We start from the raw sequence: 12,167 nt of genomic DNA, 5'->3' as shown, positions 1-12,167 counted from the left end.
TCAATGAGTAAGCGTGTCGTTATCGATCCTATTACCCGTATTGAGGGTCACTTACGTGTCGAAGTCGAAGTCGACGAAAACAATGTCATTACCAAAGCTTGGTCATCTTCTACGCTATGGCGTGGCATCGAAGTCATTCTCAAGGGCCGGAGCCCTATGGATGTCGGCCTGATCGTACAGAGAATTTGTGGTGTTTGTACCTACTCTCATTATCGCTGTGGTATTGAAGCCGTGGAAAATGCGTTAGGGACTAAAATTCCACTTAACGCTAAATTCCTGCGTTCCTTGATGCAAACATCACTGTATATGCATGACCATATCGTTCACTTCTATCACCTCCATGGTCTGGACTGGGTAGATATCATCTCTGCGCTCAGTGCCGATCCGGCAGTGGCGGCGCAAGAAGCACTTCAATATACCGATAAGCCTATTGCTGCCGGTGAAGGTGATCTACGAGCCGTACAAGAGCGCATCAAAGGTTTCGTTGCAACCGGTAAGCTTGGCCCATTCGCTAACGCGTATTGGGGTAACAGCACTTACAAGTTTACCCCTGAGCAAAACCTGATCGTCCTATCTCACTACCTCAAGGCACTGGAAGTGCAACGTGTCGCGGCTGAGATGTTGGCTATCTTCGGTGGTAAGTCTCCTCATCCACAATCTTTGGTTGTTGGTGGTGTGACTTCGGTTCGAGATATGTTGAGCCCCGCACGTCTGCAGGAGTGGAAGCAGAAACACGCCATCGTGACTGACTTCATTCATCGTGCCTATAAAGCCGATATCATTATGGCTGCGGCAGCATTTGGTAATGAGCCAAGCGTACTCGGGGGCGTAAACGTGATGAACTTCATGGCAACCAATGACTTCGTGTTAGCCGATGGTGAGTACATGTTTGATCAGGGTGTGATCATGAATGGTGATCTTGCCGGTGTGACCGACATCGACCCAGATCTCATCAAGGAAGACGTGACCCACGCTTGGTACAAAGCCGACGGCGCACAGCATCCCTATGACGGCACAACGATCCCTGACTACACGGGGTTTGTTGAACGTGACACCGTCTACGGTAAGCTGCCGACGCTCGATGGCGACGGTAAATACTCTTGGGTTAAATCACCGCGCTACGACGGTGAACCGATGGAAGTGGGACCACTTGCATGTTTGCTCGTGAGTTACGCTAAAGCAAGGTTGTGGTTGACTCGGTCAATGGCCTGCTTGAAGCCACAGGTTTACCGATAGAAGCCCTGTTCACGACCTTAGGCCGCACTGCGGCGCGTATGTTACAGACGGTGATTGTTGCCGAAGAGGGTCTGAAGACGTTCGATGCCATGCTGGTTAACATGCAATCTGATGAGTCTACCTACGTTAAACCTGTCATGGATTCGAGTCAGGAGTACCTTGGACACTCGATGATAGAAGCGCCTCGAGGCGTGCTAAGTCACTGGATACGCATCAAAGGCGGTCTGGTAGAGAACTATCAAGCCGTCGTACCGACAACCTGGAACGCAGGTCCAGTCGATGCCAACGGCAAGATGGGTCCTTATGAAGCCGCTTTGATTGGTCTGAAGTTGGAAGATCCAACTAAACCACTGGAAGTCATACGAATCATTCACTCATTTGACCCTTGTATGGCTTGTTCTGTACACGTTATGGACTTTAAGGGACAAGAGTTGGGTGAGTTCCGTATCGATGCCAACGGCCAATAATCACTAAGGGAGGGAAAGCAAAATGAATCATTCTGCGACCCATACTAGAGACTTAATCTTCAGTCCTGCGATCCGGATTTTTCACTGGCTGCGTGCGCTATCGATACTCGTTCTGGTTATCACAGGATTTTATATATCTTGGCCATTTTTAGTGGCGCCTGAAACTAACGACATTCAGGTTCAGAGCTATATCCGCTTTGCTCACTTAGTGTTTGGCTTCGCGTTAACCGCCATCACCCTAGTGCGCTTTTACCTCTTTTTCTTCGGCAAGAGCGACATAGAACGTCGATCTTTTCGCGATGTATCGAGTGTAAGTAGCTGGGTTAAAAACTTAAAATCTTACCTGTGGATGGGACACCTTAATAAAGCGGGTGTCTATGGACCATTACAGTTTACGACCTACGTGGTCATATCCCTAATGGCCCTGCTCATCTGTATCACTGGCCTGGTACTGTACGCCAATGTCTATCACCTGGGAATGGCTGGCATGATGTGGGATGGTGCAGCCTGGATCACCGCACAAATGGGGGGTCTGGCACAGATCAGAATTTGGCACCACTATATGACTTGGGTGTTTATCATCTTTGTTCTTGTCCATGTTTATATGGCCATATGGTCGGGCATCAGGTTCAAGCATAACTCTGTAGATTCCATTATCTCTGGTTATGATTACCACAATAAACACTAAGCCATGATGATAGTCACTAACAACAAGGTGCGGTTTGAATGAAGGTATTACTCCTAGGCATTGGCAATGTCCTGTACGCGGATGAAGGTATCGGTGTACATTTCGTCAATTATATCGCTGAAAATTATACGTTCAGCCACGAAAAGGACCAGTTGGATATTACAGATGGTGGCACACTCGCTCAGGCGTTAATCCCGATTATCTGTCAATATGACTACTTGATTGTGGTCGATACAGTCAACGCAAAAGATGTCCAACCCGGGCAAGTCTATTTTTTCGATTTCGATAAGGCTCCGGCAGAAATCGACTGGCAAGGCAGTGCTCACGAAGTCGAAATGCTGCAAACATTGAACATGATGGATATGGTCGGCGATCGTCCTAAAACCTATATCTTAGGTGTCACCCCAACCGTACTCGAGCCTATGACCTTAGGCTTAACCCCCTTGGTAGAAGCTGCAGTTCCCTTGATGGAAAAAACACTTTTAGCGCATCTTAATCGGCTTGATTTCAGCTGCAAACGCATCAACGAAACAGATATCAACACCTTAATCCCCGAGTCATACAAACGCGGTGTTAATTATAATGAAGAATATTAGGTTTGAATTTACCTGCTCGAGGCAGGTTCCCCTCTATGCACACTTATGTAATCAATACCTTAATCATGACCAGCTAGACATTACGGTAGGTTATCAAAAGCAGGTCTATTTTATCGAGGCTAAGGGTGAGCTAAAGCAGCTTGAATCCCTCGCTGATGCGATTGCGCAAGATTTCCTTATCTCAGTGTGGTTAACAGATTCACGCATCTCTTTGATCGATTCTCGTATGGGGAGCCATCAACTATTACCCGATGCCAAGGTAGAGCAGGAATTCTGTCAGCAATGTCTGCCAAAATTCGGTGATAATCAATCCCCACTGTTTGGCGATATCTCCTTAAAGTGCGATTGCTGCCATGGGGCAAGCCGTCTTCATAAAGCGCACTTTGGTCTCTCCTATACCGATCTTGTATCAATTGCCGAGACTCTACTAAGAGATGGCGAAGCTCAACTTCCAAACAAAGATCCCATCACCTTGAGTCTTTCGCCTTTAAGTCATACGGGCCGGGATAAGCTGCTTATCTGTAACCCCAATACACTTAACGCCCAGTTTCACCTGAAAGATCATCACATCTTAGCCCTGTCGAGTATCGAAAAACCGTTAATCACCGCCCGCCCGGTTAACGCACACCCAAAACTTGATGCGCCACTTTACGATCTCTGCTTTGCCTATAACCGTGCCATGGTCGTTCTGTGTGAAATATTAAGGCAGAAAGGGATCGATTGGGTCTATTTTCATGGCGACCACCTCAGTAAACCCATGGTTTGGATCCAATCTGCATGGAGTACAATATCCAGTGAAACCGACAATAATGACCCCCTAGTCGTTTTAGATAATGCCCCGGAGCCTCTGCACGACGAAGCGAGTTTCAACGGCATAGTCGCGAGGTGGAAAAAGGGGCTGATTAGCTGTACTCAGTCGGATACCGATGGAACTGATGACAAAAGAAGTGACGCCGGGCTCTGCGCCCTTCACGCAGGAAATCTTGAGAGTGGTCAGGGTAAAAACAGCGCTGTGATCTACTTCAGTCAGCAGCAGACTGGCCAGATTGTGACTCTAGACCGAGCTCAAAACGCTGAGTTATTCTTCTCTCTGCCAACGCTTCCTAGCATAGGCTATGACATCTACCATCACCTGGAGCAGAGCCCTCAACGTGACGTGGTTAACAAGTTTAAACAGAAATATCCCGATGATTATCTCAGACTGCTGGATCTGAAATTAGCCACGCCAACGGATAATCTGCAGAGCCTTTGGGCTATTGCGGCGGTGATCCTCGGGCTTCCAACCAAGACCTTGACTAAAGATGCACTATCCGATGCCTTAATCGGTTGCGCCATGGCTCACAGAGGGTCTAATTCGCCTCGAATCGATTACCCCCTGACTAAAGGTGAAGCCCATAGAAGCCTTAACTGGTGCAAAACACTGGGGTCACTGATCAGTTTCCGCTTAGCCGATGATAGAGACTCATACAAATTGGCATTTGGTATGCAGGATTCTCTGGCCGACTTTCTGGCGAACTGGATTGAACATCTGGATCTCAATATTGGGATCAGTTCGGTCGTATTGGCAGGCAGTGAGTTTGCCAACGAAGTGCTGACTCAAAGGTTATCTCTACGACTGGGTAAAAATTTCCCTCTAAAAATCAATCATAAACTGGATCTCGATGGTAACAACCTCGCCGTCGGCGGGCTTTATCTTAAAAAGCGAAGACAATAGCCTATGATTGAAACCAGAGAAAACAAGCCTCTCTCTTCCTTACTGCCGGACTCGGCTGTAAGGGTCGAAATCCTTGTCACAGGTATCGTTCAGGGGGTCGGTTTCCGGCCTTTCGTCTATCGCCATGCCCGGGACGAAAACCTCAGCGGGTTCGTGCTCAACAACGGCCAGGGAGTCACCATTGAAGTTCAGGGGGAACGACGCAATATAGACCGTTTTATTGCGCATTTTGATGCCTCTCCCCCCCCGCTCGCTCGCATCGACACCCTAAGATCAACGCAAGTGCAACGGCTTCAGGATTGCCAGGATTTCATCATAGTGGCCAGCGATGACAACGTAACTGCGGTTGTAGCGATTTCCCCGGATAAGAGTTGTTGCAGCACCTGTTTGGATGAGATTAACGACCCCGTTAACCGTCATTACCGCTACCCGTTTACTAACTGCACTAATTGTGGGCCCAGATACACACTGATAAAAGCCTTACCCTATGACAGAAAACACACATCAATGGCAAGTTTTTCCATGTGTTCCAGTTGTGAGGCATCCTATCTCGATCCATTAGACAGGCGTTACCATGCTCAACCCGTCAGCTGCCCGCAGTGCGGGCCTCAGCTGTCCTTACTCTCTCGAGAGGGTGAACTCCTGGCAGAAAAAGACGCGGCATTAACAGAGACTGTCGAGCGATTGTCGAAGGGAGAGATCATTGCCATCAAAGGACTCGGCGGCTTCCACTTGGTCTGCGATGCGACTAATCATGATGCCGTCGAGCGGTTGAGGGAGCGAAAGAGACGCCCGAGTAAACCATTAGCCGTCATGGTGAGTGGCCTCGAGATGGCAAAATCTATCGTGACAGGTTCGCAATTTGAATGGGATCAGCTCTGTGCACTGGAAAGACCCATCACCATCATGAATAAGAACCGCTCCAATACGCTCAATTTAAGCCCGGCAGTCGCGCCCGGCATCGATAAATTGGGAGTTTTTTTACCCTACACGCCGCTGCATTCTCTGCTTCTCAAAGCGCTCGACACCCCCATAGTGGCTACCAGTGCTAATCGCAGTGGCGAACCGATAATTTGCGATGCTAATGAGATCATCGCTCAGCTTGCTGATGTGGTAGATTCAATTTTGGATCACAACCGCCCCATCATCAACGCCTGTGATGACAGTGTCATTCAATGCGTCGCAGATGAGGTTCAAGTGTTACGTCTGGCCCGTGGTTTCGCGCCATTGAGCATACACAATCCAGCAGGTTGTGCCTCGCATCACCTCGCGGTGGGGGCACAACAAAAAAATAGCATCGCCTTCGGGTTCGAAGGCAAGATGGTGCTAAGCCCTCATATCGGCGATCTGTTTAGTTTAGAAGCCCAAAGCTACTTCGAAGATACATTGGCCACCTTTCAACGCCTTTATCAATTTAACCCTAAAACCGTCATAACGGATAAACATCCTGACTATGCCCCCTCTAAATGGGCGCAGCTGTTTGCCTGTCAACACGAGGGGGTTAAACAGTTAACGGTACAGCATCATCATGCTCATATACTCAGTGTCATGGCCGTCAATCAGGTTAAGGATAAGGTACTCGGTTTTAGCTTCGATGGCACCGGCCTGGGTGACGATCAGTCTTTATGGGGGGGCGAGGCACTCATCGCCGATGTGAATGGTTTCGAGCGAGTCTGCCACATAAAACCCTTTATGCTCATAGGTGGAGAGCAGGCAATTAAGGATCCGAAGCGTTTGCTGCTGGCCATCCTGTTTCAGCAATATTCCCTGGATGAAATCCTCGCACTCCCCTTGGCCATCTTGACTAAAACCTCCCCCAGATTCATAGAGAACCTGCATAAGTTATGGCTCAGCAAGAGTTGCTGTATCGAAACCTCTTCCGTCGGTCGTATTTTCGATGCGGTCGCGGTGTTACTCGGTTTGATAGAGAAAACACAGTTTGAGGGCCAGGCCGGTATGTTACTCGAAGCGGCAGCAAACCGACTCGACGATTCGATAGCAACTGAAGCGTGTTGTTACACACTGCCTGTTATCGATGGCATGTGGCATCTCGATACCCTGTTCAGGCAGTTAGTATGCAGCGCAACTCGAGAGCCATTAACCGAACACAGAGTCGGTGCGATTGCGCGTGGATTTATGCATAGCCTCAGCGATGCCGTCACCACTCTTGCAAAACAACATACATATCTACCCGTGGTGTTATCTGGTGGTGTCTTTCAAAACCGCTATCTGTCTGAGCTATGTATATCAAAGCTTAAGCAGCAGGCGAGTCAACGTTTAATGCCCCAGCATGTTCCGATTAACGATGGCGGTATTGCACTCGGTCAGCTCTGGTATAGCTTGCATCAAAAATAACGCCCAAACAACAAGAATCAATAACTGACCTGATGGGAATTAAAGACAGTTTCACTTTTTCAGACAGTATTTATCATCAGGACTAAAAATGGAGTACAACAATGTGTAAAGATTGCGGCTGTTCACTGACTCGCCCCTCCCATGACGAGCACTCCCATAATCATGACCATCACACTCACGGCGATCTACATAGTAATCCCCAACTGAATGATAAGAAAACCTTAGCGGTTATCCACAAAATACTCGATAAAAATGATATTGAAGCCGCCCATAATAGAGAACATTTTGCAGCCAATGGCGTCACAGCCTTTAATTTAATGAGTAGCCCGGGCAGTGGTAAAACAAGCTTGCTTGAACATCTCCATGAATATACTGAGCTTAAATATGCCGTTATCGAAGGCGATTTGGAAACGTCGCGAGATGCAGACAGGCTAAAAGCCAAGGGGATAGACGCCTATCAGATCCAGACCGGCTCGGCTTGTCACCTCGATGCCTTTATGGTCCATGGTGCCCTGCATCATGTTGAACTGAAAGATCTCGATATCTGCTTCGTTGAAAACGTCGGAAACCTCGTCTGCCCGGCATCTTATGATGTGGGAGCTCACCTCAATGTCGTCATGATATCGGTTCCTGAAGGCGATGATAAAGTTGAGAAGTATCCGGTCATGTTCCGCCGCGCCGATCTTGTCTTGATCACCAAGTGCGACCTACTACCCCATTTTGATTTCAGTGTCGCCGAGATCCGCGCACAAGTTAACAAGCTCAATCCTAACGTTGAGGTTCTTGAGGTCTCAATTAAGGATGGCGAGTCGATGACTCAGCTTGCTCATTGGTTCAATACTCACCTAAAAGGAGCGTAACCATGTGTCTATCGATTCCTTCCCAGGTCGTTGAGCTTCACCAAGAGGAGCAAAGCGTCACCGTTGAAACCATGGGGGTGCGGAGAAAAGTCAGCTCACACCTGATGTCTGAGCCCCTAGAAATGGGTGATTATGTGTTGATCCACATCGGATTCGTCATGAATAAAATCGATAAATTCGATGCATTACAGAGCATCGAGCTTTACCAGGAAATAGTCGAAAAAATGGCGGCAGCGGAGTAATTGAATGTTAGCACTGAAATCACTTTATCAAGGATTTAGAGACCCTAAAACCATCGCTAAACTGGCTGAGATGATCGCCATAGAAGCGAGAAAATGTTCAGAGCCGATTAATATCATGGAAGTGTGCGGCGGTCACACTCACACCATCATGAAGTATGGCTTGAATCAGCTCTTACCTGAGAACATCAAATTCATTCATGGGCCCGGATGCCCTGTGTGTATTATGCCTAAAGAGCGTATCGATCATGCCACGACACTTGCCAGTCAAGCTAATGTCATTCTCGTCACATTAGGCGACATGATCAGGGTGCCGGGTTCGATGGGCAGCCTTGCCGAGTTCAGGGCGAAAGGGTGCGATATTCGTCCGATTTACGATCCCCTCGATACCCTGGCTATCGCCACCGAGAACCCGGATAAAACCGTTATCTTCTTCGCTATCGGCTTCGAAACATCTACCCCTATGACGGCGGTACTAGTCGAACAGGCAGAAAAGAGAAATATCAATAACCTGCTGTTCCACATCAACCATGTATTAGTGCCACCGGCAATCGATGCGGTCATGGCGGATCCAAGGGCGACGGTTAACGCATTTATCGGCCCGGCTCACGTTAGCGTGATAACGGGTGCTAAGGTCTACCGCCCTGTGGTTGAAAAATACCATACACCGGTCGTGATATCTGGGTTCGAACCTGTCGATGTCATGGAGTCCATCCTAAGAATTGCCAAACAAAAAGCCCAAGGCATTGCCGAGCTCGATGTGCAATATAGCCGAGCAGTGACCGAAGAGGGCAACCTTACCGCACAGGAGAAGAACAAGCATTTTTTCGACATAAGAGGTGATTTCCGCTGGCGTGGACTCGGCCCGCTGCCAAACTCCGCCCTGAAACTGAGAGCTCAATATGCCCACCGAGATGCTGAACTCATATACGCCGACAGGTTGCCGGTCAAAGAGATCGACGACCATAAGGCCTGTCAGTGTGGTGATATCCTGCGCGGACTCGCCAACCCTAAAGATTGCAGAGTGTTCGGACGAGGTTGCAGCCCTGAATCACCACTGGGCAGCTGTATGGTCAGCTCTGAAGGTGCCTGTAACGCTTATTACCGCTACAACGGAGTTTAACCATGTCGAATAAAATGAAGAGTAAATACGTGCAACTTAGTCATGGTGGCGGTGGTAAAGAGATGAATGCCCTGATCCAGGATGTTTTCTTCAGTGAATTTCATAATTCGATCTTAAACAGCGAAGAGGATGCGGCACTGCTCAACCTCTCCGGTGAGACGGCGTTTACCACAGATTCGTTTACCGTCTCCCCTATCTTCTTCGCCGGCGGCGATATCGGCAAACTGGCTATCGCAGGAACGGTTAACGATCTGGCAATGATGGGCGCAGAGCCGCAATACCTGAGTTGTAGCTTCATCATCGAGGAGGGTTTTGAGATAGCTAAACTGAAAACTATCGCCGCGAGTATGCGCCAGGAACTGGCCAAGAGTGGCACGCGCATCGTCTGCGGAGATACCAAGGTGGTGCCTAGAGGCTGCGCCGATGGTGTGTTCATTAATACTTCCGGTGTGGGACGTGTGTTGCTCAAGGGGATCTCGGTCAAGAACATTCAGCAAGGTGATGCCATCATAGTCTCACGAGACATAGGACGTCATGGCGCCGCTATCTTGATGGCCAGAGAGGCGCTTTCTCTCGAGTCTGAGCTCACCAGTGATTGCGCCAATTTATGGCCGGTGGTCGAGCAGCTAATCGCGGCAAATATCGACATCCATGCCATGCGCGATGCAACACGAGGTGGGTTAGCCGCAGTCCTCAATGAGTGGGCCCTCGCCTCGAATGTCGGCATTAAGGTTGAAGAATCAGCCATCCCTATCAGTGATGAAGTGACAGGTTTGTGTGAACTCTATGGGTTTGAGGCCCATGACCTAGCCAACGAAGGGACGTTTATCATCGCACTCCCCCAGGAGATCGCCGCGGGAGCGTTAGAGATAATGCAGCGCTACGGTCACTGCGAGAATGCCGTCATCATAGGCACTGTGACCGATGAGCACCTTGGGAAAGTCGTTATCGAAACGCCTTGGGGAAGTCATCGCTATCTCGATCTCCCTCAGGGTGAACTACTGCCAAGGATCTGTTAATCATGCATCAAATAGACACTTCTATCGTCACTGCCTTGCCAATCAAATACATGGGAGCTACCAGCCATGCATCAGATAGAGAGTTCTATCGTCACTGCCTTGCCAATCAAATACGCGGGGACTACCGCCATGCATGAGTATTCTATCGTCGGCGCCCTGATCGCACAGTGTGAACAACATGCCCTCGAAAACAAGGCTTACAGCATTGCTCGAGTGGTAATAAAGATTGGCGTCATGAGTGGTGTCGAACCAGAACTGCTCAAGACGGCATTTGAAACCTTTAAACTCGATGGCATTTGCAACAATGCCGAACTCGAGATGCAGATCCAGCCGCTGGTGATCCACTGCAGTGATTGCGACGCCTTGACTCAACTGGAAGAGAGAAATCTTATCTGTCCAGAGTGCAAGAGTTTCAACACCCGGCTTACCGAGGGTGAAGAGATGTTATTGATGCAATTGGAACTCGAGACAGAATAGTTTTATCAAAATATTGAGTCATCACAAAATAAAATTAAACCGACAATAAACAAAATGGAGTTACCTATGAAGACAGTATTATCTATGATGGCACTAGTCGCCATGCCATCAATGGCTTGGGCTCATTCTGGCCACAATGGAATAGGTTTATTCCATCATCTTCAAGACCTGCTCCCCATTGTCGCCGCAATATTCATTGTTGCAGCCTATATGTTATGGAAGAAACACCGTTAATTTCACACGCTAAAGTGACTAAGCCCCAGTGCAATCCATTGGGGCTTGAGGTGTGATCCATGGGGCTTGTGGTGTATTAATTATCTCGCCAGATCATCACTTGCGCCTCTTCACCACGCTTACGGGTCGCACGGTACATGCCTTCGGTATTAAATGGCGTAGCGATATTGCCACGTTGATCTATCGCAATGACTCCCCCCGTACCGCCTGCGGTAATAAGACGTTGATTGATGACCTCATCTGCCGCCTGGATGATTGATTTATGCTGATATTTAACTTTGGCGCAAATATCTCCCGCCACATGATAGCGAATAAAGTATTCACCATGGCCCGTCGCCGATACGGCGCACACGCCATTTTCGGCATAAGTGCCAGCCCCTATGATTGGCGAGTCGCCGATACGCCCATAACGCTTATTGGTCATGCCCCCAGTAGAAGTACCCGCGCTGATATTACCTTGCTTATCGAGGGCGACGGCACCTACAGTACCCACCTTATATTCAGTATCTAGCTCACTATGTGCAACAAGATAATCTTTGTTGTCGAGTTTGGCTTGCTCCATTTTTGCTTTTGCACGCTGCAATGACTCGTATCTATGGGGAGTATCGAATGTTTCATTTGCTACAAGTGTTACACCTTGAGTCAAGGCAAACTCCTCGGCCCCTTCACCATAGAGCATCACATGAACAGATTTATCCATGACCAGACGCGCCAAATCTATCGGGTTTTTGATATGTTTAACCCCAGCGACGGCGCCGGCATTCATGGTTTGACCGTCCATGATGGAAGCATCCATCTCATGTTGTTCATTATGAGTGTAGACGGCTCCTATACCCGCATTAAAAAATGGCGAGTTCTCCAACACATTAATGGCTGTCGTGACCGCATCCAGACTCGAGCCACCCTTGTCCAACACGGCATAACCAGCATCGACCGCTTGCGTTAACTTGTCGCGGTATGCCTGCTCTTTCTCTGGGGTGAAGTCGCTTGGCTTAATCGTCCCGGCTCCCCCATGAATCGCGATAGCAAATGGCTTATCATCAGCCCAGGCTGTTGAACTCGACACGCTTGAAATCGCCAGCATAATGGCGAGTATTTTGTTTATATTTTTCACTTTTAGGGCCTTTATTTTTTATTTGCACTCTTTGTAACCATTTTT

General features: G+C 48.6%; 11 protein-coding genes and 1 pseudogene. 11 read left to right on the top strand and 1 reads right to left on the bottom strand.

Going from position 1 to position 12,167, the window contains the following annotated elements:
- The first annotated feature begins 3 nt into the window (after positions 1 to 3).
- From hyaB to KT99_RS22310, 11 genes and pseudogenes are all read left to right on the top strand, one after another.
- A pseudogene (hyaB, locus tag KT99_RS11190) lies at positions 4 to 1,703 on the top strand (nickel-dependent hydrogenase large subunit).
- Positions 1,704 to 1,725: 22 nt separating this feature from the next.
- Positions 1,726 to 2,391, top strand: coding sequence for a Ni/Fe-hydrogenase, b-type cytochrome subunit (gene cybH, locus KT99_RS11185; RefSeq protein WP_005500052.1), 666 nt, complete (start codon positions 1,726 to 1,728; stop codon positions 2,389 to 2,391).
- A gap of 38 nt (positions 2,392 to 2,429) precedes the next feature.
- Positions 2,430 to 2,987 carry a HyaD/HybD family hydrogenase maturation endopeptidase gene (locus KT99_RS11180; protein WP_005500046.1) on the top strand — a complete coding sequence of 186 codons (558 nt, stop codon included), beginning with the start codon at positions 2,430 to 2,432 and terminating at the stop codon, positions 2,985 to 2,987.
- A complete protein-coding gene (locus tag KT99_RS11175) occupies positions 2,974 to 4,701 on the top strand; it encodes a Kae1-like domain-containing protein (protein WP_005500045.1) in 1,728 nt (575 codons plus the stop codon). The genes KT99_RS11180 and KT99_RS11175 overlap by 14 nt, the downstream gene beginning before the upstream one ends.
- Before the next feature lie 3 nt (positions 4,702 to 4,704).
- On the top strand, positions 4,705 to 7,056 hold the full coding sequence (hypF, locus tag KT99_RS11170) for a carbamoyltransferase HypF (protein WP_050774348.1): 2,352 nt from the start codon (positions 4,705 to 4,707) through the stop codon (positions 7,054 to 7,056).
- Positions 7,057 to 7,157: 101 nt separating this feature from the next.
- Positions 7,158 to 7,916, top strand: a complete 759-nt coding sequence (gene hypB / locus KT99_RS11165) for a hydrogenase nickel incorporation protein HypB (RefSeq protein WP_005500042.1) — start codon at positions 7,158 to 7,160, stop codon at positions 7,914 to 7,916.
- Between the two features lie 2 nt (positions 7,917 to 7,918).
- Entirely contained in the window at positions 7,919 to 8,158 is a 240-nt protein-coding gene (locus KT99_RS11160) for a HypC/HybG/HupF family hydrogenase formation chaperone (RefSeq protein ID WP_005500041.1), read from the top strand.
- 4 nt (positions 8,159 to 8,162) lie between these two features.
- On the top strand, positions 8,163 to 9,278 hold the full coding sequence (gene hypD / locus KT99_RS11155; RefSeq protein ID WP_005500040.1) for a hydrogenase formation protein HypD: 1,116 nt from the start codon (positions 8,163 to 8,165) through the stop codon (positions 9,276 to 9,278).
- Between the two features lie 2 nt (positions 9,279 to 9,280).
- Positions 9,281 to 10,297, top strand: a complete 1,017-nt coding sequence (gene hypE / locus KT99_RS11150; protein ID WP_005500039.1) for a hydrogenase expression/formation protein HypE — start codon at positions 9,281 to 9,283, stop codon at positions 10,295 to 10,297.
- Between the two features lie 129 nt (positions 10,298 to 10,426).
- Positions 10,427 to 10,774 carry a hydrogenase/urease nickel incorporation protein HypA gene (gene hypA, locus KT99_RS11145; RefSeq protein ID WP_040571895.1) on the top strand — a complete coding sequence of 116 codons (348 nt, stop codon included), beginning with the start codon at positions 10,427 to 10,429 and terminating at the stop codon, positions 10,772 to 10,774.
- A gap of 66 nt (positions 10,775 to 10,840) precedes the next feature.
- A complete protein-coding gene (locus tag KT99_RS22310; RefSeq protein WP_198402018.1) occupies positions 10,841 to 11,008 on the top strand; it encodes a hypothetical protein in 168 nt (55 codons plus the stop codon).
- 76 nt (positions 11,009 to 11,084) lie between these two features.
- Here KT99_RS22310 and KT99_RS11140 read toward each other — a convergent pair whose 3' ends face one another.
- Positions 11,085 to 12,092, bottom strand: coding sequence for an isoaspartyl peptidase/L-asparaginase family protein (locus KT99_RS11140; protein ID WP_040571894.1), 1,008 nt, complete (start codon positions 12,090 to 12,092; stop codon positions 11,085 to 11,087).
- Positions 12,093 to 12,167 lie beyond the last annotated feature (75 nt).

It is taken from the genome of Shewanella benthica KT99 (assembly GCF_000172075.1).
Classification (GTDB): domain Bacteria; phylum Pseudomonadota; class Gammaproteobacteria; order Enterobacterales; family Shewanellaceae; genus Shewanella; species Shewanella benthica_A.
The sequence above is the reverse complement of the archived record's forward strand: the minus strand, read 5'-3'. Positions and strand labels throughout refer to the sequence as shown.

Bases quoted from the DNA above. Each gene is read 5' to 3' on its own strand.
- cybH (WP_005500052.1), top strand. From the start codon at position 1,726: ATGAATCATTCTGCGACCCATACTAGAGACTTAATCTTCAGTCCTGCG.
- KT99_RS11180 (WP_005500046.1), top strand. From the start codon at position 2,430: ATGAAGGTATTACTCCTAGGCATTGGCAATGTCCTGTACGCGGATGAA.
- KT99_RS11175 (WP_005500045.1), top strand. From the start codon at position 2,974: ATGAAGAATATTAGGTTTGAATTTACCTGCTCGAGGCAGGTTCCCCTC.
- hypF (WP_050774348.1), top strand. From the start codon at position 4,705: ATGATTGAAACCAGAGAAAACAAGCCTCTCTCTTCCTTACTGCCGGAC.
- hypB (WP_005500042.1), top strand. From the start codon at position 7,158: ATGTGTAAAGATTGCGGCTGTTCACTGACTCGCCCCTCCCATGACGAG.
- KT99_RS11160 (WP_005500041.1), top strand. From the start codon at position 7,919: ATGTGTCTATCGATTCCTTCCCAGGTCGTTGAGCTTCACCAAGAGGAG.
- hypD (WP_005500040.1), top strand. From the start codon at position 8,163: ATGTTAGCACTGAAATCACTTTATCAAGGATTTAGAGACCCTAAAACC.
- hypE (WP_005500039.1), top strand. From the start codon at position 9,281: ATGTCGAATAAAATGAAGAGTAAATACGTGCAACTTAGTCATGGTGGC.
- hypA (WP_040571895.1), top strand. From the start codon at position 10,427: ATGCATGAGTATTCTATCGTCGGCGCCCTGATCGCACAGTGTGAACAA.
- KT99_RS22310 (WP_198402018.1), top strand. From the start codon at position 10,841: ATGAAGACAGTATTATCTATGATGGCACTAGTCGCCATGCCATCAATG.
- KT99_RS11140 (WP_040571894.1), bottom strand. From the start codon at position 12,092: ATGCTGGCGATTTCAAGCGTGTCGAGTTCAACAGCCTGGGCTGATGAT.